General features: G+C 59.1%; 23 protein-coding genes, 1 tRNA gene and 1 pseudogene. 11 read left to right on the top strand and 14 right to left on the bottom strand.

Going from position 1 to position 25088, the window contains the following annotated elements; translation table 11 throughout:
• Positions 1 to 71: 71 nt before the first annotated feature.
• From WN982_RS03350 to recA, 7 genes are all read right to left on the bottom strand, one after another.
• Entirely contained in the window at positions 72 to 695 is a 624-nt protein-coding gene (locus tag WN982_RS03350) for a pilin (RefSeq protein WP_341314379.1), read from the bottom strand.
• 136 nt (positions 696 to 831) lie between these two features.
• Positions 832 to 1536: a TerC family protein gene (locus tag WN982_RS03345; RefSeq protein ID WP_341314378.1), complete on the bottom strand. Its 705-nt coding sequence runs from the start codon at positions 1534 to 1536 to the stop codon at positions 832 to 834.
• A gap of 146 nt (positions 1537 to 1682) precedes the next feature.
• Positions 1683 to 2564 carry a succinate--CoA ligase subunit alpha gene (gene sucD, locus WN982_RS03340; protein ID WP_341314377.1) on the bottom strand — a complete coding sequence of 294 codons (882 nt, stop codon included), beginning with the start codon at positions 2562 to 2564 and terminating at the stop codon, positions 1683 to 1685.
• Positions 2565 to 2681: 117 nt separating this feature from the next.
• Positions 2682 to 3848 carry an ADP-forming succinate--CoA ligase subunit beta gene (gene sucC / locus WN982_RS03335; RefSeq protein WP_341314376.1) on the bottom strand — a complete coding sequence of 389 codons (1167 nt, stop codon included), beginning with the start codon at positions 3846 to 3848 and terminating at the stop codon, positions 2682 to 2684.
• Positions 3845 to 4594: a DUF2889 domain-containing protein gene (locus tag WN982_RS03330; RefSeq protein ID WP_341314375.1), complete on the bottom strand. Its 750-nt coding sequence runs from the start codon at positions 4592 to 4594 to the stop codon at positions 3845 to 3847. Before WN982_RS03330 ends, sucC begins: the two co-directional genes overlap by 4 nt.
• Positions 4595 to 4693: 99 nt before the next feature.
• The gene (gene recX / locus WN982_RS03325) at positions 4694 to 5392 is read right to left on the bottom strand and encodes a recombination regulator RecX (RefSeq protein ID WP_341314374.1); all 699 of its coding nucleotides are present in this window, start codon (positions 5390 to 5392) and stop codon (positions 4694 to 4696) included.
• Positions 5393 to 5399: 7 nt separating this feature from the next.
• Positions 5400 to 6476 carry a recombinase RecA gene (gene recA, locus WN982_RS03320; protein ID WP_341314373.1) on the bottom strand — a complete coding sequence of 359 codons (1077 nt, stop codon included), beginning with the start codon at positions 6474 to 6476 and terminating at the stop codon, positions 5400 to 5402.
• A 234-nt stretch (positions 6477 to 6710) separates the two neighbouring features.
• On the opposite strand from recA, the gene WN982_RS03315 reads away from it, so the two are divergent.
• From WN982_RS03315 to WN982_RS03295, 5 genes are all read left to right on the top strand, one after another.
• Positions 6711 to 7478, top strand: a complete 768-nt coding sequence (locus WN982_RS03315; protein ID WP_341314372.1) for a response regulator transcription factor — start codon at positions 6711 to 6713, stop codon at positions 7476 to 7478.
• A gap of 9 nt (positions 7479 to 7487) precedes the next feature.
• Positions 7488 to 9026: a sensor histidine kinase N-terminal domain-containing protein gene (locus WN982_RS03310; protein WP_341314371.1), complete on the top strand. Its 1539-nt coding sequence runs from the start codon at positions 7488 to 7490 to the stop codon at positions 9024 to 9026.
• A gap of 229 nt (positions 9027 to 9255) precedes the next feature.
• Positions 9256 to 10914, top strand: coding sequence for an MFS transporter (locus WN982_RS03305; RefSeq protein ID WP_341314370.1), 1659 nt, complete (start codon positions 9256 to 9258; stop codon positions 10912 to 10914).
• 85 nt (positions 10915 to 10999) lie between these two features.
• Positions 11000 to 11076, top strand: a tRNA-Met gene (locus tag WN982_RS03300).
• A gap of 147 nt (positions 11077 to 11223) precedes the next feature.
• Positions 11224 to 13032, top strand: a complete 1809-nt coding sequence (locus WN982_RS03295; RefSeq protein ID WP_341314369.1) for a hypothetical protein — start codon at positions 11224 to 11226, stop codon at positions 13030 to 13032.
• Between the two features lie 195 nt (positions 13033 to 13227).
• Here the strand turns inward: WN982_RS03295 and WN982_RS03290 are convergent, their stop codons facing one another.
• Positions 13228 to 14133 carry a hypothetical protein gene (locus tag WN982_RS03290; RefSeq protein WP_341314368.1) on the bottom strand — a complete coding sequence of 302 codons (906 nt, stop codon included), beginning with the start codon at positions 14131 to 14133 and terminating at the stop codon, positions 13228 to 13230.
• A 13-nt stretch (positions 14134 to 14146) separates the two neighbouring features.
• Between WN982_RS03290 and WN982_RS03285 the strand changes: the two genes are divergently transcribed.
• Positions 14147 to 15055, top strand: a complete 909-nt coding sequence (locus tag WN982_RS03285) for a Dam family site-specific DNA-(adenine-N6)-methyltransferase (RefSeq protein ID WP_341314367.1) — start codon at positions 14147 to 14149, stop codon at positions 15053 to 15055.
• 51 nt (positions 15056 to 15106) lie between these two features.
• On the opposite strand, the gene WN982_RS03280 is transcribed toward WN982_RS03285, so the two are convergent.
• On the bottom strand, positions 15107 to 15511 hold the full coding sequence (locus tag WN982_RS03280) for a hypothetical protein (protein WP_341314366.1): 405 nt from the start codon (positions 15509 to 15511) through the stop codon (positions 15107 to 15109).
• Between the two features lie 651 nt (positions 15512 to 16162).
• On the opposite strand from WN982_RS03280, the gene WN982_RS03275 reads away from it, so the two are divergent.
• Positions 16163 to 16693, top strand: a complete 531-nt coding sequence (locus tag WN982_RS03275; protein WP_341314365.1) for a hypothetical protein — start codon at positions 16163 to 16165, stop codon at positions 16691 to 16693.
• Positions 16694 to 17640: 947 nt separating this feature from the next.
• Here the strand turns inward: WN982_RS03275 and WN982_RS03270 are convergent.
• Complete coding sequence (locus tag WN982_RS03270; RefSeq protein ID WP_341314364.1) at positions 17641 to 17850, bottom strand: hypothetical protein; 210 nt, start codon at positions 17848 to 17850, stop codon at positions 17641 to 17643.
• Between the two features lie 775 nt (positions 17851 to 18625).
• On the opposite strand from WN982_RS03270, the gene WN982_RS03265 reads away from it, so the two are divergent.
• Positions 18626 to 19066, top strand: a complete 441-nt coding sequence (locus tag WN982_RS03265; RefSeq protein ID WP_341314363.1) for a hypothetical protein — start codon at positions 18626 to 18628, stop codon at positions 19064 to 19066.
• Positions 19067 to 19162: 96 nt separating this feature from the next.
• On the opposite strand, the gene WN982_RS03260 is transcribed toward WN982_RS03265, so the two are convergent.
• Positions 19163 to 19633 carry a HEPN domain-containing protein gene (locus WN982_RS03260; RefSeq protein WP_341314362.1) on the bottom strand — a complete coding sequence of 157 codons (471 nt, stop codon included), beginning with the start codon at positions 19631 to 19633 and terminating at the stop codon, positions 19163 to 19165.
• Between the two features lie 9 nt (positions 19634 to 19642).
• Positions 19643 to 20752, bottom strand: a complete 1110-nt coding sequence (locus tag WN982_RS03255) for a DUF262 domain-containing protein (RefSeq protein WP_341314361.1) — start codon at positions 20750 to 20752, stop codon at positions 19643 to 19645.
• Positions 20753 to 20873: 121 nt separating this feature from the next.
• Here WN982_RS03255 and WN982_RS03250 point away from each other — a divergent pair, with 121 nt between their 5' ends.
• Complete coding sequence (locus WN982_RS03250) at positions 20874 to 21386, top strand: hypothetical protein (protein ID WP_341314360.1); 513 nt, start codon at positions 20874 to 20876, stop codon at positions 21384 to 21386.
• A 282-nt stretch (positions 21387 to 21668) separates the two neighbouring features.
• On the opposite strand, the gene mqo is transcribed toward WN982_RS03250, so the two are convergent.
• Positions 21669 to 23315, bottom strand: a complete 1647-nt coding sequence (gene mqo, locus WN982_RS03245; protein WP_341315705.1) for a malate dehydrogenase (quinone) — start codon at positions 23313 to 23315, stop codon at positions 21669 to 21671.
• A gap of 505 nt (positions 23316 to 23820) precedes the next feature.
• On the opposite strand from mqo, the gene WN982_RS03240 reads away from it, so the two are divergent.
• On the top strand, positions 23821 to 24141 hold the full coding sequence (locus WN982_RS03240) for a hypothetical protein (protein WP_341314359.1): 321 nt from the start codon (positions 23821 to 23823) through the stop codon (positions 24139 to 24141).
• 13 nt (positions 24142 to 24154) lie between these two features.
• Positions 24155 to 24352: pseudogene (locus WN982_RS03235) on the top strand (EmrB/QacA family drug resistance transporter); the annotation flags it as partial.
• A gap of 26 nt (positions 24353 to 24378) precedes the next feature.
• Here the strand turns inward: WN982_RS03235 and WN982_RS03230 are convergent.
• The gene (locus WN982_RS03230; RefSeq protein WP_341315704.1) at positions 24379 to 25056 is read right to left on the bottom strand and encodes an FCD domain-containing protein; all 678 of its coding nucleotides are present in this window, start codon (positions 25054 to 25056) and stop codon (positions 24379 to 24381) included.
• Positions 25057 to 25088: the final 32 nt, after the last annotated feature.

Genomic DNA, 25088 nt, shown 5'->3' with positions numbered 1-25088 from the left:
GCTGTGCGCCGGCTGCGCCGAAATATCCTGAAAATCAGCCTTTTAGGTTCGGCTACCACTCAGATAGCGGCTCATGCGCGGCACTCCGGTGGTGCAAGATTTGACGGCAATGTCGGCGCATCGGCCGGCGCGGGACCTGCACCCGGCGCCGGCAACGAAGACGCCGTCTTGCCGCCGGTGAAGCATTCCCACGTGAGCGCACCAGGCTGCACGGAACCCTTGCTCAACGCGATCCGCGCGGTGGGCGCGTCGATGTTGTCGGGCACCGAAGGCACCAGCGTGAGCGTGTTCGAACCGGCGGGCGCCACGCGAGTCGTGAAAGCGACGGTGACCTGGCCGGTGTCGTCGTCGACGTGAATCGACTCGACGTTGCGGGTGGCCGGCGGCGACGCATAACCGCCGCCGAACGCATTGCCGCTGGCGGCGTTCTCGGACACCGCAAGGCGCGCGGACGCGGCCAGCGACAAGCCTTCGCCGACACGGCTGCGAGCCAGATAGTCCTGATACGCCGGAATCGCGTAAGCGGCAATCACACCGACAATCGCCAGCACGATCATCAGCTCGATCAGCGTAAAGCCGAAGCCGACACTGCGGCAGGCGTGTGCGAGCCGCGCGGGCCACAGCGCTCGCCGAGAGGGTAAGCGTGGCGAAAGCGTGGACTGTGAATAAGAGGCATACGGCAAAGTAACGATCATCGGCAGGCTCCTGAAACGAAAAACGCCTGCCCCGCGAATCGGGGGCAGGCGTTTCCATCGTAGCCAGCGTCGCTCGCGCTACACAGTCAGCCGGATGGCTAACGTTGCGCTAGCACGGCAATGTTCCGCTCAAGGTCTAGGCCGCCGCGCGCCTGGCGTTGCGGCGCTTGAGCAGGTAGCCGAGCAGCACGACGAACACCGCGCACGCGATGCTCATGCCGTACTCGGCAACCGGCGTATCGAGGATCGGCCAACGGTCGCCAGCCGGGTCGTTGATGATCAGACCGCCCGCAATCCAGCCGAGCAGCGCGGCACCGAGCGTGATGATGATCGGAAAACGGTCGAGCAGCTTAAGCACCAACTGGCTGCCCCACACGATCAGCGGAATGCTCACCACCAGCCCGAAAATCACCAATGCGAGACGATGTCCCGGATCGGCCGCCTCGGCGGCGCCGGCAATCGCGATCACGTTGTCGAGGCTCATCACCGCGTCCGCGAGGATGATCGTCTTGATCGCCGATATCAGCTTGTCGGCCGGCTTGATGTTCTCGTGGATATCGTGCGCGGGCGCCATCAGGCGCACGCCGATCCACAGCAGCAGCAGACCACCGGCGAATTTCAGCAGCGGCACGTCGAGCAGCGCGACCGCGAACGCGATCAGCGCGACCCGAAGCAGGATGGCGCCGGCCGTGCCCCACAGCACGCCCTTCGTACGCTGTGCGTGCGGCAGATTGCGGCAGGCAAGCGCGATCACGACGGCATTGTCGCCGCCGAGCAGGATGTCGATGACGATGATCTGGATGACAGCGCCCCAGTGGAGCGTGGCGAAAAACTCGAGCATGAGCGAAAGAATGAGAGGAAGCCGAACGCGCGGCCAATAAAAAAGCGGAGGAGTCGAAAACTCCCCCGCTTTTTAAGACAGCACGCTTACGAAAGGGTTTCGTAAGCGTATCAAAAAACGCGCCGCTACAGCGCGCGAATTTCGATTTACAGCATCGCTTTCAGAAGACGCGCCATTTCCGACGGGTTCTTCGTGACCGTGATGCCGCAGGCGTCCATGATTTCCAGCTTGGCTTCAGCCGTATCCGCACCGCCCGAGATCAGCGCGCCGGCGTGGCCCATGCGTTTGCCCGGAGGCGCCGTGACACCGGCGATAAAGCCAACCACCGGCTTCTTCATGTTTTCCTTGATCCAGTACGCTGCGTTCGCTTCGTCCGGACCGCCGATTTCGCCGATCATGATGACGGCGTCCGTTTCCGGATCGTCGTTGAACATCTTCATCACGTCGATGTGCTTCAGACCGTTGATCGGGTCGCCGCCGATACCGACCGCCGACGATTGGCCAAGGCCAATCGCCGTCAATTGACCGACTGCTTCATACGTCAGCGTGCCCGAACGCGACACGACGCCGATGCGGCCCTTGCGATGGATGTGACCCGGCATGATGCCGATCTTCAGTTCGTCCGGCGTGATCGTGCCCGGGCAGTTCGGTCCGAGCAGCAGCGTCTTGCGGTTTTCGCGACGCATACGGTCCTTGATCTCGATCATGTCACGGACAGGAATGCCTTCCGTGATACAGATCGCCAGATCCAGGTCGGCTTCGACAGCTTCCCAGATCGCAGCCGCAGCGCCTGCCGGCGGCACGTAAATCACCGACACGGTTGCGCCCGTTTCAGCCTTGGCTTCAGCGACGCTAGCGTAGATAGGAATGCCTTCGAAATCTTCGCCGGCCTTCTTCGGGTTCACGCCCGCGACATACGCTTCACGGCCGTTTGCATATTCACGGCAAGCACGCGTATGGAACTGACCGGTCTTGCCGGTGATGCCCTGCGTGATGACTTTGGTGTCTTTGTTAATCAGAATCGACATGTATTGACCTCTGTTCGTTTGGCGTCGCGCTGCTGCGCCACGAGGCAGAATATTCCCCGCCCGCGTCACTCACGCGCCGCCATTCGTAATCCTGGTTAATCCTGGTTAAACGCGCTCTTACTTGCCTTGAGCGGCCGCGACGACCTGCTGAGCAGCTTCTTCCATGCTGTCCGCCGAGATGATCGGCAGGCCGGATTCAGCGAGCATCTTCTTGCCGAGGTCTTCGTTCGTGCCCTTCATGCGCACGACGAGCGGCACCTGCAGATGAACCGCCTTCGACGCGGCGATCACGCCTTCGGCGATCACGTCGCAGCGCATGATGCCGCCGAAGATGTTGACCAGGATCGCCGTCAGGTTCGGGTTCTTCAGCATCAGCTTGAACGCTTCGGTGACCTTCTCGGTCGTCGCACCACCGCCGACGTCGAGGAAGTTCGCCGGTTCGCCGCCGAACAGCTTGATGGTGTCCATCGTCGCCATGGCGAGGCCAGCGCCGTTCACGAGGCAGCCGATGTTGCCGTCGAGCGAGATGTACGCGAGGTCGAACTTCGATGCTTCGACTTCAGCCGGATCTTCTTCGTCCAGATCGCGATACGCGACGATTTCCGGATGACGGAACAGTGCGTTCGAATCGAAGTTGAACTTGGCGTCCAACGCGATGACCTTGCCGTCGCCGGTCAGGATCAGCGGGTTGATTTCGGCCAGCGATGCGTCGGTTTCCCAGAATGCCTTGTACAGGCCTTGCAGGATCGCGCGCGCTTGCGGCAGCGAAGCGGCGGGCACGCCGATCTTCGTGGCAAGTTCGTCCGCTTCGGCGTCTTTCAGACCGGTCGAAGGATCGACAGCGATCTTGTGGATCAGCTCAGGCGTCTTTTCCGCGACTTCTTCGACGTCCATGCCGCCTTCGCTCGATGCCATCACGACGATCTTCTGCGAAACACGATCGATCACCAGGCCGACATACAGTTCCTTCTTGATGTCAGCGCCTTCTTCGATCAGCAGACGATTCACCTTCTGGCCTTCCGGACCGGTCTGGTGCGTGACGAGCTGCATGCCGAGGATCTGGTTCGAGTATTCACGAACCTGTTCCAGCGACTTGGCAACCTTCACGCCGCCGCCCTTGCCACGGCCACCCGCGTGGATCTGAGCCTTCACGACCCATACCGGGCCGCCGAGCTCTTCCGCGGCCTTGACCGCATCATCCACCGAGAAGACCGGCTTGCCGCGCGGTACCGCGACGCCGAATTTCCGCAGGATTTCCTTACCCTGGTACTCGTGAATCTTCATGCGTGATTCCCTTCAGTCTGAGAGTTGGATTGAACTTCGTTTCCGCTGCCGTCGTTCATGCCGGACGCGCCGCCGTTGCCTGCTTGGCGAGCCGCCCCGTCGCTTGACCCGGCCGCGCGATCCGCTGAACGCGGTGCGTGGCCATACCAGCGCGGATAAAACTGTTGCACCGCCTCGCCGTCGAAACGCAGCGCGTGGCAGCGTCCCAGCTGGAATGGCGGTTTGTCGTTGTTGGAATGCTCGTCAGTGCTGTCTGCGCTTTTGGCCTGCTCGGTCCCTGACTTTGCCGTTGCGCCCGGCGTGCCTTCATTGGTGTTCCACACGTCGCCGGCAAATGCCTGGATCGCGACGGTCGGCAGAAGCGCGCACAACTCGGTGAGATGCGTGCAGCCAGCCGTGCCGGCCAGCAAACGGGCAGCATCGCGACGGAAGTTGTGGAACAGATTGAGCCCGATGAGGGCACGGTAGGCGGGATTGCTGGCTTGGCACAAACCTGGATAGGGCACCCAGTCGGACGACGCTTGCGCGTCGACGACATTGAGCTTGCGATCGATGGTGATGCGAAGCCAGAGTTCATGGATCGGCTGACCCTTGGGCCGGACGCCCGACGCTAGCACCACATCGCGCGGCTTTTCGTCGGTCAAGCACGCTTCCACATCCCACAGGCCATCGGCTCGCTCGTAGGCTTCCGCTCTGATTGCGCGACGGTGGCGCAACTGACGGGACACTGGCGGGGAGAGCGGCATGCGGGAAGGAAAGGCCGAATTGGAAAACCCGCGAATTTTAGCATACTGGGTATTTGAGACAGGGCGGAATGCGCAGGGCCGCCCGGCGGGACGACGCAGCTAGTCGCCGCTCCATTCCTCGTCGATACCTTTGAGAATTTTGCCGATCGTCGCGCCGGAGAAACCTCGCGACGCCAGAAAACGCGCCTGCTTAGCCCGGTCAGCGGCCGTTTCGGGAAGCTGACCGAATTTCTTTCGCCATACGGCTTGAGCACGAGCCAGTTCGGTTTCGCGCAATTGCGCGCTGGCTTCTTCGACCAGAGTCTGATCGACTGCGTGCTGCTTCAACTCGCCAACGATCCGGCTCGCGCCCAACCGCGACGAGCGCCGATGAATCAGGCTTTCCGCGAAACGCGAATCGGACAGCCAGTTTTCGGTCTCGAGCGCGTCGAGCAAGGTTTCGAGCGAATCGGTTTCTTCGACAAACGGCTTCAGCTTGCGCGCGAGTTCGGACCGGCTGTACTCGCGCCGCGATAAATAACCAAGGGCGCGGCCTTTTAGCGAACGGGCTGGGCGTTGGGATTTTTTCGTACCGCTGTCTTCCGGTTTCGCTTCGCCAGGTGTGCGACGCGAGCGGGTGTAGGTGGTTTCGGAAGGATCCGAGGCGCCTTGCGCGGAAGATTCAGACTGCGCACCCCGACCTGCGGCGCGATCATGTGCGTCGAAGGATTCGAAGGGATCGGCGGCGGCGTCACGCGGGCCGCCCGCGTGACGTCCAGCATTGGTAGCGTTGGACAGCGGCCGGCCCCTGCGTATCACGCGACGGTTACTCCTCTTCGTCCGCGACTTCGGCGCCTGCGCCGGTCACCGCGTCCGCCATCGCATTCACGCCCAGCGACTCACGGATACGGTTTTCGATCTCACGGGCGATGTCCGGATTTTCGCGCAGGAATTCGCGCGCGTTGTCCTTACCCTGACCGATCCGTTCGCCGTTGTAGCTATACCAGGCACCGGCCTTGTCGACGATCTTCGCCGACACGCCGAGGTCGATGATTTCGCCCTGACGCGAAATACCTTCGCCATACAGGATGTCGAAAATCGCTTCGCGGAACGGTGGCGACACCTTGTTCTTGACGACCTTCACGCGCGTTTCGTTGCCGATCACTTCGTCGTTCTTCTTGATCGAACCGATCCGGCGAATGTCCAGACGCACCGACGCGTAGAACTTCAGCGCGTTACCGCCCGTAGTGGTTTCCGGGTTGCCGAACATCACGCCGATCTTCATACGGATCTGGTTGATGAAGATCACGAGGCAGTTCGTGCGCTTGATCGTGCCGGTGAGCTTGCGCAGCGCTTGCGACATCAGACGCGCTTGCAGACCCGGCAGCGAGTCGCCCATTTCGCCTTCGATTTCAGCCTTCGGCACGAGTGCCGCGACCGAGTCGATCACGATCATGTCGATCGAGCCCGAGCGCACCAGTGCGTCGGCGATTTCGAGCGCCTGTTCGCCGGTATCCGGCTGCGAAACCAGCAGGTCGTTCACGTTCACGCCGAGCTTGCTCGCGTACTGGATGTCCAGCGCGTGTTCCGCGTCGATAAACGCTGCCGTGCCGCCGAGCTTCTGCATCTCGGCGATGACTTGCAGCGTCAGCGTGGTTTTACCGGACGATTCCGGGCCATAAATTTCGACCACACGGCCACGCGGCAAACCGCCGACGCCCAGCGCGATGTCGAGGCCGAGCGATCCGGTTGAGACCACCTGGATGTCTTCGATTACCTCACCTGCGCCGAGCCGCATGACCGACCCTTTGCCGAACTGCTTTTCGATCTGCGCAAGCGCGGCAGCGAGTGCCTTGCTCTTTTCAGCAGTCAGTCCAGCCGAGCCTTTCTTGCTTTCTTCCATGAATCGTCCTTTGCTATGATGAACGGCGTCTGAGGCAGATGTGCAGCCCATTTATCACGGGCAGCACACTAAACTCAGACACTGTATAAAAAAACAGTAGTTTTGGCAAGCGCGATTCTCATGCGAACGCGCATTTTTACCGTCGCGCCGCCCAAACTACCCACAATAATTTTCGGAGACCGCTGTGCACCCAGGGACACCCCACGGTGCCGGCAGAGCCCAAGCTGGCGCACCATGCGAATTCTGATTGCCGAAGACGACAGCATACTCGCGGACGGTCTGGTTCGATCACTCCGCCAATCGGCCTATGCCGTCGATCACGTCAAGACCGGCGTCGAGGCGGACACCGCCCTGTCGATGCAAACGTTCGACCTGCTGATTCTCGATCTCGGCCTGCCGCGCATGTCCGGGCTCGAGGTGCTGCGCCGCCTGCGCGCGCGCAATTCGACCGTGCCGGTGCTGATCCTCACGGCCGCGGACAGCGTCGACGAACGCGTCAAAGGGCTCGACCTCGGCGCCGACGATTACATGGCCAAACCCTTCGCGCTGAACGAACTCGAAGCGCGCGTGCGAGCGTTGACGCGGCGCGGCGCGGGCGGCGGTCCGACGGTGGTGCGGCATGGCTCGCTGTCGTTCGATCAGGTCGGCCGGATTGCGTATGTCAATGAGCAGGTGATCGACCTGTCGGCGCGCGAACTGGGTTTGCTCGAAGTGCTGCTGCAACGGATCGGCAGGCTGGTGTCGAAGGAACAGCTCGTCGACCATCTGTGCGAATGGGGCGAAGAAGTCAGCAATAACGCGATCGAGGTCTACGTACACAGGCTGCGTAAGAAAATCGAGCCGAGCGGCGTACGCATCATCACCGTGCGCGGGCTGGGATATTGTCTTGAGAAAGCCACGCTGCCGGCCAATGCGAACACGATTGCAACGCCTGCGGCCGACCCCGAGCCGCCCGCCTCGCCCCCGTCCGGCGCGATGCCGGCGAGCCACCACTACAAATAGAGGGCGCCCATGTCCGCACGCGCAGATCGCGCCACGGCGCACGCGGCGGACCTCGACGAGGCACGCGACGAGCGCTACGCCAACCCGTTCGCCCCGCCCGACGAGACCGAAGCCGCCGCCCAGGCACGCCCGCGCTCGCTGTTCGGCGAGATTCTCGACTGGATGCTGGCGCCGCTGCTGTTGCTATGGCCTATGAGCCTCGCAGTCACCTATCTGGTCGCCAAGTCGATCGCCAATGGGCCGTTCGACCGCGCGCTCGAAACCGACGCTTACGTGCTCGCCCGCCAGATTCATCCGGTCAACGGCGTGGCGGAGCTGGCGCTGCCCGACTCCACCCGCGATTTCCTGCGCACCGACAATGTCGATAGCGTGTTCTATCAGGTGCTCGGCACGCGCGGCGAGCTAGTGGGCGGCGAGCGCGACATGCCGCTGCCGCATGAGGAAGACCGGCCGCAGCCCGGCCTCGTCGAATTTCGCGACGACGTGCTGCGCGGCAACGATATCCGCGTCGCCTATACGACCGTCGAGTTTCCGCAGACGCCCGGCGCGCAGCCGGTACTGGTGCAAGTCGCCGAGACGCTCGACAAACGCAGCCAGCTCGCCAACGACATCATCAAAGGTGTGATCCTGCCGCAGTTCGTGATCCTGCCGCTGGCGATCCTGCTGGTGTGGTTCGGGCTGTCGCGCGGCCTCGCGCCGCTGCACGCGCTGCAGGTGCACATCCGCGCGCGCCGCCCCGACGACCTGTCGCCGCTCGAAGCACGCCGCGCGCCGCCGGAAATCGAGCCGCTGGTCACGTCGTTCAACGATCTGCTAACGCGCCTCGAACAGAATATGGAGCTGCAAAAGCGCTTCATCGCCGACGCCGCGCATCAGATGAAAACGCCGCTTGCCGGCCTGCGCACGCAGGCCGAACTGGCGCTGCGTCAGGACGCCTCTGAAGAAGTCCACCGTTCGCTCGAGCAGATCGCCACCAGCTCCGAACACGCGGCGCGCCTCGTCACGCAGCTGCTTGCGTTAGCGCGCGCGGAGAACCGTATGTCGGGGCAGGTTTTCGCGCCGGTCGAGCTGACCGAGGTAGCGCGCAACGCCGTGCGCGACTGGGTTCAAGCCGCGCTCGCCAAGCAGATGGACCTCGGCTACGAAGCGCCCGACGAGCCTGTCGAAGTCGACGGCAATCCGGTCATGCTGCGCGAGATGCTGTCGAATCTGATCGACAACGCGATCCGCTACACGCCGGCTGGCGGACGCATCACGGTGCGGGTACGTCATGACGTGCCGGCGCGGCTCGTGCATCTGGAAGTCGAAGACACCGGGCTCGGCATTCCGGTGGCCGAGCGCGCGCGGGTCATCGAGCGCTTCTACCGGATTCTCGGCCGCGAAGGCGACGGTAGCGGCCTGGGGCTTGCGATCGTCCGCGAGATTGCGACGATGCATGGCGGCGAACTGACCATCGAGGATAACGTCTACCAAACCTCGCCGCGGCTCGCCGGAACGCTTGTGCGCGTCAGCTTACGCGTGCTCGAACGAGTACGGGACTTACCCTAACGCGCGAACGCCTCAAAAATCGGTAATCGCGCGAATATAGAAACTTAGTCGCAAATTATCGACATTTAGCCATACATTGACAGGCATTGCGCGAACTCACCCTTCTCACCCCGCCCTATCATTTCACCCCGCCACGTCAGTACGCCGTAAGTTTCCGCTCCAATAATCGGTTCCACGGGAACGCCTTTGCCGGCGAACCGCGTGCACATATCAATATTGGAGACGACATATGGCTACCGTTGGCGGGCAAATCTCGCACGAGCCCATGACGCGAGAAGAGAAGCGGGTGATCTTCGCATCGTCGCTGGGTACGGTTTTCGAGTGGTACGACTTCTATCTGGCCGGCTCGCTTGCGGCCTTCATCAGCAAGAGTTTCTTCTCCGGCGTCAACCCGACCGCCGGCTTCATCTTCACGCTGCTCAGCTTCGCTGCGGGCTTCGCGGTGCGGCCGTTCGGCGCGATCGTGTTCGGGCGCCTCGGCGATATGGTCGGACGCAAGTACACGTTCCTCATCACGATCGTGATCATGGGTCTGTCGACGTGCCTGGTCGGCTTTCTGCCAGGCTACGCGGCAATCGGCTTTGCGTCGCCGGTGATCTTCATCGCGATGCGGATGCTGCAAGGTCTCGCGCTCGGCGGCGAGTACGGCGGTGCTGCCACGTACGTGGCCGAACATGCGCCCGCGGGACGCCGCGGCTTCTACACCGCATGGATCCAGACGACCGCGACGCTCGGGCTGTTCCTGTCGCTGCTGGTGATTCTCGGCGTGCGCACGGCAATGGGCGAAGACGCGTTCGGCGCCTGGGGCTGGCGCATTCCGTTCGTCGCGTCGATCATCCTGCTCGGCGTGTCGGTGTGGATCCGGCTGCAACTGCATGAATCGCCGGTGTTCGAGCGCATCAAGGCTGAAGGCAAGACCTCGAAGGCGCCGCTGTCCGAAGCATTCGGCCAGTGGAAAAACCTGAAGGTCGTGATTCTCGCGCTGATCGGCCTGACCGCCGGCCAGGCCGTAGTCTGGTACACGGGTCAGTTCTACACGCTGTTCTTCCTCACGCAGACGCTGAAGGTCGACGGCGCCACCGCCAACATCCTGATCGCGATCGCACTGCTGATCGGCACGCCATTCTTCGTGTTCTTCGGATCGCTGTCGGACCGGATCGGCCGCAAGCCGATCATCATGGCCGGCCTGCTGATCGCCGCGTGCACGTACTTCCCGCTGTTCAAGGCGCTCGCGCACTACACGAACCCGGCGCTGGAAACCGCCACCGCGAAGTCGCCGATCGTCGTGATCGCGGATCCTGCCGAGTGCTCGTTCCAGTTCAACCCGGTCGGCACGTCGAAGTTCACGTCGTCGTGCGACATCGCGAAGAGCGCGCTGTCGAAGGCCGGCCTGAACTATGAGAACGTCGCGGCGCCGGCGGGCACACTGGCCGAGATCAAGGTCGGCGATACCGTGGTCAACGCGTACGACGGCAAGGCCGCGGACGCGAAAGACCAGGCCAAGGTGTTCGACAAGACCATCGCTACGACGCTCAAGACCGCCGGCTACCCGCCGAAGGCCGATCCATCGCAGATCAACTGGCCGATGAGCGTGGTGATCCTGACGATCCTGGTGATCTACGTGACGATGGTGTACGGGCCGATCGCGGCCATGCTGGTGGAGATGTTCCCGACGCGCATCCGCTATACGTCGATGTCGCTGCCGTATCACATCGGCAATGGCTGGTTCGGCGGCTTCCTGCCGGCAACCGCGTTCGCGATCGTCGCGGCGAAGGGCAACATCTACTCGGGGCTGTGGTATCCGATCGTGATTGCGTTGATCACCTTCGTGATCGGCATGCTGTTCGTCAAGGAAACCAAGGACTCGGACATCTACGCCCGCGATTAAAACCCTGCTGGACAGGCCAACTTGAAAAAGTTGAGTGCCAGGGGTTGACAGCCCCCGGCACTATCCTCATAATTTCGCTTCTTTCGGCGAATTAGCTCAGTTGGTTAGAGCGACGGAATCATAATCCGCAGGTCCGGGGTTCGAGTCCCTGATTCGCCACCAAATTCAAAAAGCCCGCTTCGGCGGGCTTTTTGTCGTCCTTGATTTTTATACGCTTTCAGTCAATTCAAGGACTTGGCGCGTTTGGCCGATAAGCCTGCTGGTACAAATGACTGGTACAACCCGGGCTCGCAGGGAGGTCCACATCCGATGGACGACGAATTGGCCAAGCTTCCTTATGTAATTCATCCGACCGGCACTTCCGTGCCGCATTTTCGAGCCATCATCCCGGTCAATCTCCGCATCTATGCGGACGGCCAAAAAGTGTTCAAGCGGACACTTGGCAAAGACCCGTCGAGGCAGCGCGAGCAATATGCAAAGCTGCTGAGCGAATATGAAACACTGCTTGCCAACGCCCGCGCCGCGGCCGCGCAAGACTCGCTCGATTTGCGACTTACCGCCGGCCCGGTGCGGCTACTCAAGACGCTGACCGACGAGGACCGGGAACGGCTGAACGAATTCGCCGAATCGTGGCAGGCACGCACGCTCGCGTGGCATGACGAGCAAGTGCCAACACTGACTGCGCAAGAGCTGGATGAGTACGAGCAAGAACTAAACCGCCGACTCACCGAGCTAAAGCGCGGCGTACGGCGCATGGCGCCTCCCACAGAATGGGAAGCCGAAGTCGCCGAGTTGCTCGAAGAAGAGCATCGCATGCGGCTGGACGACGAGTGTCCAGACCGGCGACCGTTCCTGATGCGTGTGCTCGCCGAAGAACTGAACGCCATCAAAGCGTCGCTTGCGCGTTTTGGCGGGGAGTTGGTTCCAACACCACCATTGCCTACCGCCTCCCGCCAGCCCGCGCCAGAACACGCATCCCCGACACGAGCGAGCACGCCACGACCAAGCAACGGGTATCTGCTTAGACAATGCCTTGACGATTGGCTGAGCACCGGCGCAAAGAAAGGCAAATCGCGCAAAGAATTTGCAAATATCTTTACCCAATTTGTTGCGTTTATCGCGGCGAACAATGTGCCCGTCGACGCGGCGGGCGTCGACGACATCAAAGGCCGCCCTCACGTGATTGCGTGGCTCGAGTCAGTCGCAAGAGACCGAGGGGTACAACGTAAAACCCTTAGCAAGTACCTCGCGGCGGTCCGCGCAGTTCTCGAGATTGCCACGAGCCGCGGAAACATTGACGTGAATGCGGCGATGGGCATCAAACTGGACACGTTGGCGCTCCGCGGCCTGCCAGCCGGGCGCGTGACCGTAGCCAAGGCAAAGAGGCATCCGCTTGATGCTGATGAAATCACGCGATTTTTCGGTCAGATGAACTACTGGCTAAGCGACCATAGAGTAGAACGCGCCGTCAGTTACTGGCTTCCGCTACTCCTTTTCGCGTTCGGTGCTCGGCCGGAGGAAATGGCGACACTCGTACGCGACGACATTCGTATCGACGACAGCGGCCAGCACTGGATACACATATTCAGCCCCACGACCAGCCCCGACGGCCTTGCCCGCATACCGAAACGCAATGCCAGTGTACGGCATCTGCCCGTGCCGCCTTGGCTAATGCAGTTGGGCTTCGGCGAGTACATCGCGACCATCCCGCATGGACAATGGCTGCTCCCGTGCAAGGCAGCCGCGCAGGATGCCGACGCAGACAGCGCCGAGGGCCGGGTACGGCAAACGCTGAACTACCTGAATCCGTTCCTCAGGCAGGTGGTTGGAATTACCGACGCCAAGAAGACGATTTACAGCCTGCGCCATACATTTAGGGATGAACTGCGCCGCGCGAAGGTGCCCCGAGAAGTGCAGGATGCGCTCACGGGACACGCTGGAGCTGACACAAACGCGGGGGTGGAATACTACGGCAGCACTTGGTACCCAGAGGAGCCGCTTCTCGAGGCAATGTGCTCTCTAAGGCACCTAGAACTGCTTCCGGTCGGCTATCCAACATGGCCGACGTTCCGAGACAGCCCTCGAACAGGAGACGAGCGGCAACTGGTGAAAAAGTAGGCACCGACAACACCTCAATCCGGCATGAATGGAACAGGTGGCCTATATCGGCCCGGTTTCTCACATCCCATCTCAGCAAAACGCCCGGGCAAAGGCCCGGGGCTTTGGCTCTTCCGCTTTCGCCTCAGACCTGCCCGGGCCGGGGCTAGGAAGCCGCCTAGCAACTAGGGCCGCCAGGCAGGTCGCCTCGCCTGCTCACTCCTCTTCAACTAGGCGCAATTGCTTTTCCGCCTCACCCCTGAGCTTTGGCTCGGCAGCCGGTTGTCGGGCCAGAGCAACCCACTCCTTAACCAGCGCGGGAAGCCTCTCCACTACCTCTCGACCGAAGATAACTTCGTCCACATAGCCCATATGCAACATGTCGATGATGCGACAAAGGTAACTGCGCCCTTTCACCCACCACGTAAAGTGCGCGTCGATGATGAGCGCGTGCTCCACGTGGCGCCCTTCGTGCTCACGCATTTCTTCAAGTTCCATTCCGTCGAGCAGCGTCTCATAGACGCCGTCAGCAACTCGACTACCGAAGGTAGTCGTGTAGTAGTATTCCTTGATTTCCCAGAGGGCGACCGGGTTGACGACGCCAGGTAGAGCGCCATCGACGCGGCGCGACAACGTCCGAAGGGGTTGCGAGTCCCGCGTGAACGTTGTCAACTGGCCCGGGTTAGGGTTAAAACCGTCGAAACCGGCGACACTTTCGACAATCATATTGACCAGAGCAGTGAGGTACGCGACTTTCTTCATGTCGCCGCTCTGTTTGTTCATCGTCTCGGCCAAGCGAGGCTTGAGCCGCGCCTTCATTTCTTCGTAGAGCTCTGCCGCTTGGGCGGCGTCCATGAGTCGAGGCTGAACGAAATCATTGAGAACGGTTGCGCGGTAGCCGAAGTAGGCGCACAGTGCCTCACCAAGGTGAGACAATTGCCCGTTGACGACGAGGTGTGCCGAGGAGAGTCCCAGCTTCTTAAACGCTTTCGTGATGTCCGCTGCCGTGAGAGTCCGGATTCGACTGGTGGAACGCTCGGTGTAGCCCAGCGCCTCACTAATGCTTCGCACATGCGCCCAAAACGACTTGCTTTGGGCAACAAACCTTTTATCAGCTCTCATTGATTCCCCATTTATGTCCCTTCTAGAACTAGAAGACGAAAGTTACCCCGTCCAAGTCGAATTTCCTTTCACCGAGCCTACATTGCCTGCCCTCAAAGGGCAGTTGCTCAAGTGGATAGGCAATAAGCAGAAGTTCGCGCGGGAAATCATCACATATTTCCCGAACGACTACGGCACATATTTCGAGCCGTTCCTCGGAAGCGGCGCAGTGCTAGCGACGCTAGCGCCGCAGCGTGCAGTGGCCAGCGACATATTTCGCCCATTGGTCGAAATCTGGGAGAAGCTGCACGATGACACCGACGGCCTCATCGAATGGTACAGTGAACGCCACGCGTTAATCGACAGCCTCGGCAAAGAGGGGGCATACGAGCGAGTCAAGGCGTCGTACAACTCGGGGCCCAATGGTGCGGATTTGCTGTTCTTGTCGCGGGTGTGCTACGGAGGAGTGGTGCGCTTCCGGAAGGCAGACGGTTATATGAGTACGCCTTGCGGACCGCACAAGCCGATGCCGCCATCGAACTTCGCTGAACGCGCACACATTTGGGCCGCGCGCACAAAAGGCGCAAGATTCGTTCACAGCGATTTCGAACATGCGCTCGCTAGCTCCCAGGCAGGCGACCTCGTTTACCTGGACCCTCCGTACGTTGACTCGCAAACCATCATTTACGGCGCACAAGACTTCAGCGTATCGCGGCTATTCTCGGTGATTGAGGCGCTGAAGCGTAGGCACGTACGCGTCGCGCTCAGCCTGGACGGTACCAAGAAGTCCGGGGGCAAGACGGTCGAGCTACCTATCCCAGACGGCCTGTTCGAGCGGGAAGTTTTCGTCCATCTGGGTTCGTCAATGTTGAAGCGCTTCCAGCTAGCCGACCAAACCGGCGATGCTCACCACGTTGCAGACCGGCTTCTCCTCACATACTAGAACAGCAGGCCCCAGCCGGGGCCTGCGTAATCAGAGAAATCGCAAACGCCGTCAGTCGCCGCCTTCCCAAAGGCGGCAGTTGATGGCCTCGGCACGCGCTCGTTGCACATCGGCGCGTCGAATCGCATCACACCATCTTTTGAAATGATGCTCGGTCTGCCCTCGAAGTCCCCCGCTTTCGAGTTCAGCGAAAAGCGGCAAGGCTCGCGCAGCAAAAATTTCGAGCGCGAGCAGCTTGGCGCGTAACGTTTCCGGTAAGGGTGATATTCCTACCTGCCGACAAAGAGCTTCGAGCCCGGCATCGGAGATTGGGCATGCCGACTCGTGCAATTGCGCGTTCAGCACCTCACGAAGACGAGTCCGAACGACCAAAACGGCCGGTGCCAGCGCCTCGCCGACGGCAGTGCGCTTGCTACTATGAGTTGTCATACGATGTCCTGTCGTCGATATCGACAAGACATGTAGCGATTAGTATCCGCTCGCGCGGAGCCCAGTCTGCTGGCTGCCAGCGCGGTCACTATAACTAGGTGCAGACGCCTTGTCTGCGCACTAGGTCATCGCATGATGGAGCACTTTGTTCACTGGGCCCTTATTGATGGATGGTCGGTCCAGAAACGGGACGATGGTATTTCCCTCGAACGCAGACTGGAGTTCGGAACCGTCACCGCGAATGTTTGGGGGGACGGCATCGATAATCTCTGCGTCGAAATACGCTGTTTTGCGGAGCGACTCGATGTTTGCCAATCCATTGAGCTGGAAGAAATCTGGAGTCGATTTAAGCAGGCAGTAACTCGCTCTATTAAGGACAAATCGCACACAGTCTAAGACGATAGATGCCCGCAGGAGGGTAATTGTTACGTTCAGGCAATTTAATTCATCTCACAGAAGCCGAGCTCGAATGCTACATGCTTTTCGCCCCGCCCGGCTCGACCACCCCAAATACAGTCGAACTATATAACAAACAGCTGAATGAGGCCATTCTTAACTGGAAATTCCACGACACGCCAAGCCATCAGATAATGGCCGCACTCGCCGCCACCATTATTATTAAAGATTAACATGGCCTCCGGTCTGCGAAATGAGGATTAAATTCAAATGGAACGGTCGATGAAACAGGCAGACTTACAGCTTACCGGGATTGCGCTAATCGGCGGCGTTTACAAGGAAAAGCAATATCTGGCGCACGATGCGTTTACGGAGTATGCCATTTTATCACTTGAAGCGTTTGCGCAAGCCGTGCAATGCATCCTTCACCGGTTCCCGTTTATCGTTGTATCGGACAGCCGAATTGGCTTCACTGATGTGGTTGACGCAACCAAATCCAAAAAGACGTTTCGGGTACCACCTGTAACCGAGGCGTGGCTCGCTGCCCTTCATCTGGAGTTCAGTCGCTCCGAAGCAAAATCGCTGCTGGAGCTGCAGGACTACGAGGTCATGTTCTCGGGCGAAGACGTTCTGGCGGCCTGTGGTAGCCGCTCAATGCTGACTATTCGTCAGTCCGGCTCCTGGTTCGTCGGACTGGTGACGTTTTCGAACGGTCAGCTACCGCTGAAAGTCACAGGCAGTGACTGGTGCCAGGTGACACGACGTGCCGTGCGAGCGGACAGGGTGCCTGAAGATTATTCAGGATACTCTTAATTGTGCGTGCGCCCGGATGTTTTTCACCGGAAAGGCCTTTGGGGGCTGAAACCTTTGTCACGCCTGGCGACAGCGTCGTCCAGCTTCTCTGCACCCGCGTGCCACCACTCAGAAATGCTTGAAGCAACGTCGAAAGTTTAAAACCCATTCGCTTCAACTTTAAAAAGCCTTAACCCTGCTCCGCAGCGCTCCGCAGTCTCGCATAAAACTGGTTAGCCGTTGGTCTTGTGGTAGTCCGTTATTTGGGGCACTGCGCGCTACCGCGCGCGCTGCGATGTGCGTGTCGCACATCGCCTAGCTGCACCAGGCGGCGTTGCCGCCTGCAAAAAAGCCTCAAGCACCAAGCAGAGCGTACTTCGAAGCGCAGCAAACCTAGCTTCGACGTAGGCTGGACGAGTTCCATAGCACTAGACCGCCGCTTTGCCGCAAGCAGCAGTTTCCAGGGTATCTAGAGCGTTTTCAGCCATCAGCGCCGCGCAGACGTACCGTAGGCGCGTAAGACCATCGCTCCAAATCGCCAAACCGGTCTCAATGCGACCGCGCAGGCCACCAGCCAGAGTATTAGGTCCATCGAAACTGTCATGTTTCTCGCTCGCTACACCAAGTCAGGTTGTCGAGTTTCGGCGCCCTGCTCCACGCACCCAAGGAACTTTTATGCGCCGATACCTTTTTTCAGACTCCGGTACGGGGCGACCACTCGTCATTGTCGAAGCAGCCAATGATGATGAAGCCCTAGCACGGGTACACGAAGTAAGACATCAGCTCGATTCCCTTCCAACGACAGCCGAGCATTGGTGCTACGAGTCAGTTGAGGAAGATTATGTTGTAACTGTCCCGCAATACCTGGATGGTTACTTCATCGTGTTGGAATCCAGCAAATCAGTGCTGCATTAAGATTCATACAGTGATAACCAACTTCACGACCCGCCGTCTCGGCGGGTCTTTTTTCAGTCATTTCCAAAAAACTGAGTTTCAAAACAGATTGGCTCACTGTGCAAGTTCGGCGCCGGCTCGTCAAAATCCGGTATCGCCAAAGCCAATGCCATATTTTCGTACTGTACAGCGATGCAGTTTCCAACAGAAAGAGCATCGTCGTCGTTCATACACTCGCCCCCAGGTTTCGCATAAAGTCCGAGCATCCAATTTTTAATACCCATTATCGCTCTCCAATTAGAAGATACAGCTTATGCCCACCTTGTCGCATATGCAACGGCCAACGCAAAATCAAAACTGGTTTTAATTTTTTTGGCAGAGACAAAACGAATATTCTCGAGAAACAGTTCTTTGTGCATGGATTGCACATCGCGAACAGCGGCAGTCGCTCCCTAGCCTGTTGAGTCCCCTGTTAAAACGCTGTCATACAGGGTGATAAACAGGGTGCCGTGACCGGCCGCTTTCGTCCGCTGCACGCGGACCCGCAGCCTGCCGACCTGGGGGCCGGCTCACTGTGTGTCGGGGCGTCGGTGCTCAATCGTCCTTTTCGGACGATTGCCCCCCTAGCCCAATGCCGGCAAACTCCCCGGACTTCGTCCCGGGCGTTTGGCTCATCTTCGATGACCTTCCCTGCATCGGGCTAGGGCGCCGCCCCAGCGCCCCGAGGGGTGCTTGCACCCCCCAACGCCCGTCGCCGCTGGGGCGGCTCATCGCTGGGGCGATGCCGGGCGTCGGCTCCCCCCGATGCGGTCCTGGCCCGTGGGCGGGCCAGGATGCTGCGCTGGCGCTACGCCCCCTCCGGGCCGCTTGATGCCGGCCTTGGGGCCGGCGGCTTGCCAATGCGACTTCGCGAAAGGCCTCACGATAGCCGTCCACCGTGTCAGCCCCTTTGTTCGATGAAGTTTGCTGCGCCGCCGCCGATATATGCGAGATGGCCTAGTGCTTTAGACGCATTTTCGCGTCGCTACACCTGATAGGCCCTTTCAACCGGAGAGTACAGTGCTTAATCTAAGGTTTTATAAAAACACGTCGAAGGTCTATGTTGGCGACCTTTACCTCGGCGAGCGCAGGCTTTTGGCGACCACGCACCCGGCGACAATTGCTGCCGCCGTCGTCGCTCTCGCGGAGACCGAGCTCGAGGTGAGAACACACAAAGGCTCGACGAGAATCGGATTTCCCGTAGGCGATTCCGACATTGCGCTACTGCATGGCGTATCAGATGACGATGAAATGTCCCACTTCATCGACGGACTGGCGAAATTTTCGATGCTCCTCAGCTTTCCCTTGCCGTGGGACGACCAGGCAGAAATCCATTTCAGGACGGCCGTCCATCATCTCCCTCCCGAGCTGGTCAAGGTAACCACTGACGAGCCGGCACCCGCCGATTTCAAAAAGCAACTGAAAAAGCGCAACCAGTACATCTATTACCCGGATTGCTAAATGGTTCCCCGATGTGCCGCCTTGCGGCACATCGCTTTCGGAACGTGCGCCGCAATACCTTACAAAGCACTCAATCCACAAAAACGAAACAGATTGTTACGCGCCACATTGTTGCTCGATTAATTTGAAAATATCGACAATCTTCTTGAAAAATTCATGGATACGAACAAGCGTAATACCCACGTCTTTTCCATGAGCAATCTGATGGCGATTTGCCATTATCGAATCAATGGCATCCTTTCTACCGTCATCTTCAAGATATTTTTCCAACTCCTCCCGCCATTCTTTCTTGAATGAGCCAGCGATGGTTAGTATTTTTTCCGCCTTCGGATTCTGGATTGTTGACAGGTGTGCAATCGCGTAGTCCGCCACGGGTTTTGACGCCCCGTGGCTTACATATTCAGAATAAATTTCCTTCACTCCATTCTCCACGAAGCCGGAAACCAAAACACATAGGTACCGCGCCCAGTGAGACTGAAGGTCAAAGTCTCCATTCGATGCCTCTGCCGCGCGCTTGAACAGAGAGTCCAAGCGCTGGAGTTGTCTGGACATTTCTTGATTTTTCATGGCGAACGACTAAACGGCCGCGAACTTTTCAGTTGCAAGCCGCAGCCGCGTGCCAACGTTTGCCGAGTCGGACGTTGCTATCGACATTGCCGCACGGAAGCCCGCGTCCGATAATAGCAAACCATATGCGTTCGCGACGGCCGCCGGGTCGGCGTCGCCCTTGTCTCGTATTCGTCTTGCCAGGCCGACCATCACGGAATCAAACACCGCGGCGTTCAATGCTCGCTCTGGTCTGAATGCATGCGCCCCAACCGATTTGTACACGGTATCGATTGTTTTAACGAATATCTCCGTAAACTGCCGCACCTGTTCCGCCGACAACACTCTGCATTTATTATTGAATTTACTCAGAAACTCGCTCATTGGCTTTTCATACTTATCCCCTTCCGAATACATCGCCAAAAAGCGCAAAATCAGTTCCTGGTCCTTCAGGCGATTGCTTTCCTTCCCAAATATCGCCCGCCAAGAAGGCGTCGCATTCAATTTCCGTAGCAGGTCAATAAGGTCACCGTGGAATATGGCGACACGTATTTCCTGAGGCGTCAGCTTCCGGCCACCAGTATTCAAACGCTCAAAGACGTGATAAACGCTAGTATCATCACCCTCGGGAGACTCTTGCTTAATAATGGTTGCATGGATAATCGTGTCATTAAGCCTTAACTTATCCTTTTCATCCAGGTCCTCATATAGCTTACCTTCGAACTGAGGCTGCACATTAGACAACCTAAAAAGCCTAACTTTCTTGTCATCGGGTTTTTGATTGAAAATGCCTTCGTAGAAATACTGGAGAGTTTTCAATCGCTGCTGACCATCGATAACCAACAATTTATTTGACTCAGACTCCTTGGCGAGAAATATGCCCGGAACGGGCAAACCGAGCAGCAACGACTCAATGAGCCTAGAGGCGTCTCTAAGATTCCAGACGTAGTCGCGCTGAAACGGAGGAATGAAGATATGGCCATTCTTCATGCGCTTGACCAGGCCGTCTACGTCGTAATCCGCACCATAGCTCGATATATTGTAGGTGTGCGGTACAGAAGCATCGTCGCTGCTGGCCTCGTCGACAACGTTGGCGTTCTCCGCCTGCAACTCCTCAAGCTCCTTCAATTCGTCATCCATCTTATTCTTCCCCAAGATTGCCTTTGCGCATTCTCCGGCAAATGGGAGCGCATGGCAAAAGCAACAGTCAGCCGGGGCAAGCCAGCGTTTTCAGCCGGACGCCGTAAAGGGTACGATGAGGATGGTCGAGAATTACCCATCCTTTGTAGTGGAGCGCACCATGATGTGGGACTGCGGACGTGATGGAAACTTCTGGGGCAATTACGCCCTTGGCTGTCTGCCAGACGAAGTTTTGACGCAATGCGGTGACCGATTGGCGTTCGTGAGCACGACGGAGTCTGACGGCCGCCGTCTGACACAAAGGTTCTGTGAAGGCCGCGACATTGTCGTGCTGTCGGAGCGCATCGTTCCCAAAGGTCACAGGAGTGAAGCGGACGCGCAGGTCCGCTATTTCGTATTCGCTGTGCTACACGAAGTAGCGCATGCCTACTGCGACCATCGTCCACCCAACGAAATATCGAAGGACGAAAACGACGCTCAGGAAGCCGAGGCGAACGCGCTTGCGTTCCAATGGTTCAACGACTTCATAGGACAGGAGAACCGCCCCGCACTTCCTGAGTTTACGCAACAGGAACTCGAACGTGCTCAAGCCGCTAACCGCGAAGCAATGCTTGATGCACTTGGCAGGCGTTAGCACACCAGACGTGCAGGTACGGCCCCTTGCGCGGTGTTGCCGAGGCTGGTACAAAGTACGAGTACAGGAGCGCGGTGCTTGAGTTTCCAAGTCGTTGATTTTCAATGGCTTGATTTATACGGCGATAGTCCCTGATTCGCCACCAGTTGCAAGAAAAAGCCGCTGCTTCTCACGAAGCAGCGGCTTTTTTGTTTTGGCTTGCCAAACTGCAACACATACCGCGCTTTGAATTTGCAGCAATCGGAAGCGACCGTACGGCTGGCCGCTTCCCTATCTCAGACTTTATAGCGCCATGTCAGCCGCAGCCTTGCCCGGCCGAGGCGCACCCGTTCCCGAATTCGAACGCGGCGCGACGGAGAGGTCGATCTGCGGCGGCGGCGTCAGCTGCAGCACGTCGCTGGTATAGGTCCATTCCTGATAGACCTTGGCCGGGCTGTCGTTCAGCCTGGTTCCGTAGCTCGGCACGATCTGCCGAATCTTTTCCTGCCAGGCCGTCGTAGCGACCTTGTCCTTGAACACCTTCTCGAGCAGGCTGAGCATGATCGGCGCAGCGGTCGAGGCACCTGGCGACGCACCCAGCAGACCGGCGATACTCCCATCCTGCGAACTCACGATTTCAGTGCCGAGCTTGAGGACGCCGCCCTTCGCACCGTCGCGCTTGATGATCTGCACGCGCTGACCGGCTTGCCACAGGCGCCAGTCTTCCTTCCTGGCCTGCGGGAAGTATTCCTTCAAGGCATTGAAGCGATCGTCATCCGACAGCATCAGCTGACCTGCCAGGTATTCGACCAACGGAAACTCGTCGATGCCCACGTGCACCATCGGCACGACGTTATGCACATTGGTGCTGCTCAGGAGATCGAAGTACGAACCGTTCTTCAGGAACCTGGTCGAGAACGTCGCGAACGGTCCGAACAGAATGATCTTCTTGCCATCGATGATGCGCGTGTCCAGGTGCGGCACCGACATCGGCGGCGAACCGACGGAAGCCTTGCCGTAAGCCTTGGCCAGGTGCCGGCTCACGATCTCCGGATTTTCCGTCACGAGGAAGGAGCCGCCGACCGGAAAGGCACCATAGTCCCTGGCTTCCGGAATGCCCGACGCCTGCAGCAGGTGCAGCGCGCCGCCGCCTGCGCCGATGAACACGAACTTCGCGTCGACGTCCTGCTCGGAATCACCGGTCTGAGTCTTCACGTAGGACACGCGCCACGTGCCGTCAGCATTGCGCTTGATGCTTCGTACTTCGCTGGAGAGCGAGAGATTGAAATTGGGCTGGCTCTGCAGATAGCCGACGAACTGGCGCGTAATCTCGCCGAAGTTCATGTCGGTGCCCACCGGGGACCAGGTCGCCGCGACCTTCTGCTTCGGATCGCGGCCTTCCATCATCAGCGGAACCCACTGCTTGATCTGGTCGAAGTCGTCCGAGTACTTCATGCCGCGGAACAACGGACTCGCCTGCAGCGCGTCGTAGCGCTTCCTGAGGAAACGGACATTGTCGTCACCCCAGACGAAGCTCATGTGCGGCGTCGAGTTGATGAACGATCGCGGATTCTTGAGCACATCGTTCCTGACCTGCCAGGCCCAGAACTGGCGCGACACCTGAAAGGCCTCGTTGATTTCGACGGCCTTCGAAATATCGATCGTGCCGTCCGGCTTCTCGGGCGTGTAGTTGAGCTCGGCCAATGCGGAATGCCCCGTGCCGGCATTGTTCCAGCCATTCGAGCTTTCCTTGGCCACACCGTCCAGACGCTCGATCATTATCATCGACCAATCGGGCTGGAGCTCATGGAGCCACACGCCCAACGTCGAACTCATGATGCCGCCGCCCACCAGCAGGACATCGACCTTTTTCGTCTCGCCGGCTTGCGCGGAAAGCGCGGTCACGGAAAGAACCAACCCCAACAAAACTGCTCTTATCGTTTTAAGCAAAATGAACAACCTTTCTCAACGTGCACAAAATCCTTACCGGGACTTCCGATTGAACGGTTTCGGCAAAAAGCCTTCCCACATCTCAATCGGAGTCCCGAACGGAGGAACCGAATGCATCAGTAAAAGCCTGCGCATGGGAAGCGCTATGACTTCCCATCGCGTACGGCGACAAATTTTTTGTGTCTCGGGTGCGTAGTGCGTCGCAGGATATGGACGCCGCTTGAAATGAAAACCAACTGCCACAAACGTGAACGGGGCTAGAGCCGACGACACTCAACGTCGAGCGCACCAAAAAAGCGCACTGAACGCAATTGCCGAGCGCGCGGGAGCAACTCGCGGAAACCACCGGATAGCTGCCCCATTTGGAGGTATGGAGACAACGGGTGCGTAATATAACTGAAATCGAGATGGCCGAAATCGAGAGCAAAAAGATTCTTGCCCTGGCCCGCTGCCGTGTCGAACGCGCTGCCGGCTTTCCAAACTTCAACTTCAAGGAGTTTTCTTGATGACGTTCCGTACCACCGCGGCTACCGCTTCCGCAGTCATTCTCTTCGCCGCGTCTTCGCTCACTGCTCACGCCGAGACAGCACCCGACGGCCAGTGGCGCGCCAATCCGATCACACTCTCCACGCTTTTGCAGGACGGCTACAAGATCGTCGCAGTGGTCAACGGTGCGCACTTCAGCGCCGGCTCCGCCGACACTATTTTTGTCCAACGCGACCAGAGCGCATTCAAATGCATCGACCCGTCGCAATCCGATGCCAAAACGAAGGCGGCATGTTTCGAACTGGTCCAGCCGTCGGGTGCCGCGTCTGAATCGAAATGAACAGCGGCGTTCGCCGATGCTCAACAACGGTTCGAACTACGACATCGCGGCGCTGAACGTGTCGATCACGCAGCAGGCGTCGATGATTGCTTATCTGAACGACTTCAAACTGATGTTCGTCGCAACGCTACTGGTGATTCCACTGCTGTTGCTGATCCGGCCCGCGCGCAAGGCACCGGATGCATCGCTCGCGCATGCAGCGATGGATTGATCCGCAGGCCGCCTTAACCACAACGGTCAAGCCTCGATTCTTCCTCGCGTCACGCCCAGCAACCCCGCCATCGCCGCGCGCGCCGCCGCGGCATCGCACTCGCGGATCGCTTCGAACACCGCCGAATGCTCGGCGAGCGACGCGTTGAACACATCCGCGCGTTTCGCATTCAGCCGCAGTTGCGCTTCCAGCGTGCGCTCGATCAGCGTGCCGAGCGGAATCAGCAGTTCATTGCTGCAAGCGCTCAGCACGCTCAAATGAAACTGCAGATCGGCGCGCACCCATTCATCGACATTGCGCGCCGCGACCATCGCCGCATGTGCCGTTGCCAGCGTGTCGAAAGTCTCATCGGTGTGAGAGGCCGCCGCCAGACCCGCCGCGTACGGCTCGATCATCTCGCGCATTTCCTGCAACTTGAGTGCGAACGCCATCGGCTCGGCAACGCGCGAGTACCAGTCGAGCACATCGACATCGAGCAGATTCCACGCGGTTTTCGGCCGCACGCGCGTGCCTACGCGCGGCCGCGATTCGATCAATCCTTTCGACGTCAACGTGCGCAGCGCCTCGCGCAGCACCGTGCGGCTCACACCGAACGTGTCCATCAACTCCGCCTCACGCGGCAGGATCGAGTCGGGCGCGTAGTCGCCGCGCAGAATCGCGGTCGCCAGCAGATGGGCGACGCGCCCATGCAGATCGTGCTGAATAGCTTTCTCCCAGCAGCCTTGCGGCGCTATTT

The sequence above is a fragment of the Paraburkholderia sp. IMGN_8 genome (genome assembly GCF_038050405.1).
In the GTDB taxonomy this organism is placed as follows: Bacteria; Pseudomonadota; Gammaproteobacteria; order Burkholderiales; family Burkholderiaceae; genus Paraburkholderia.
Note: the sequence above shows the minus strand (reverse complement) of the source record. Positions and strands in the feature narration are given on the sequence as shown.

Coding starts and splice junctions, on each gene's coding strand:
- WN982_RS03350 (WP_341314379.1), bottom strand. CDS start 695: ATGATCGTTACTTTGCCGTATGCCTCTTATTCACAGTCCACGCTTTCG.
- WN982_RS03345 (WP_341314378.1), bottom strand. CDS start 1,536: ATGCTCGAGTTTTTCGCCACGCTCCACTGGGGCGCTGTCATCCAGATC.
- sucD (WP_341314377.1), bottom strand. CDS start 2,564: ATGTCGATTCTGATTAACAAAGACACCAAAGTCATCACGCAGGGCATC.
- sucC (WP_341314376.1), bottom strand. CDS start 3,848: ATGAAGATTCACGAGTACCAGGGTAAGGAAATCCTGCGGAAATTCGGC.
- WN982_RS03330 (WP_341314375.1), bottom strand. CDS start 4,594: ATGCCGCTCTCCCCGCCAGTGTCCCGTCAGTTGCGCCACCGTCGCGCA.
- recA (WP_341314373.1), bottom strand. CDS start 6,476: ATGGAAGAAAGCAAGAAAGGCTCGGCTGGACTGACTGCTGAAAAGAGC.
- WN982_RS03315 (WP_341314372.1), top strand. CDS start 6,711: ATGCGAATTCTGATTGCCGAAGACGACAGCATACTCGCGGACGGTCTG.
- WN982_RS03310 (WP_341314371.1), top strand. CDS start 7,488: ATGTCCGCACGCGCAGATCGCGCCACGGCGCACGCGGCGGACCTCGAC.
- WN982_RS03305 (WP_341314370.1), top strand. CDS start 9,256: ATGGCTACCGTTGGCGGGCAAATCTCGCACGAGCCCATGACGCGAGAA.
- WN982_RS03295 (WP_341314369.1), top strand. CDS start 11,224: ATGGACGACGAATTGGCCAAGCTTCCTTATGTAATTCATCCGACCGGC.
- WN982_RS03290 (WP_341314368.1), bottom strand. CDS start 14,133: ATGAGAGCTGATAAAAGGTTTGTTGCCCAAAGCAAGTCGTTTTGGGCG.
- WN982_RS03285 (WP_341314367.1), top strand. CDS start 14,147: ATGTCCCTTCTAGAACTAGAAGACGAAAGTTACCCCGTCCAAGTCGAA.
- WN982_RS03275 (WP_341314365.1), top strand. CDS start 16,163: ATGAAACAGGCAGACTTACAGCTTACCGGGATTGCGCTAATCGGCGGC.
- WN982_RS03270 (WP_341314364.1), bottom strand. CDS start 17,850: ATGGGTATTAAAAATTGGATGCTCGGACTTTATGCGAAACCTGGGGGC.
- WN982_RS03260 (WP_341314362.1), bottom strand. CDS start 19,633: ATGAAAAATCAAGAAATGTCCAGACAACTCCAGCGCTTGGACTCTCTG.
- WN982_RS03255 (WP_341314361.1), bottom strand. CDS start 20,752: ATGGATGACGAATTGAAGGAGCTTGAGGAGTTGCAGGCGGAGAACGCC.
- WN982_RS03250 (WP_341314360.1), top strand. CDS start 20,874: ATGGTCGAGAATTACCCATCCTTTGTAGTGGAGCGCACCATGATGTGG.
- WN982_RS03240 (WP_341314359.1), top strand. CDS start 23,821: ATGACGTTCCGTACCACCGCGGCTACCGCTTCCGCAGTCATTCTCTTC.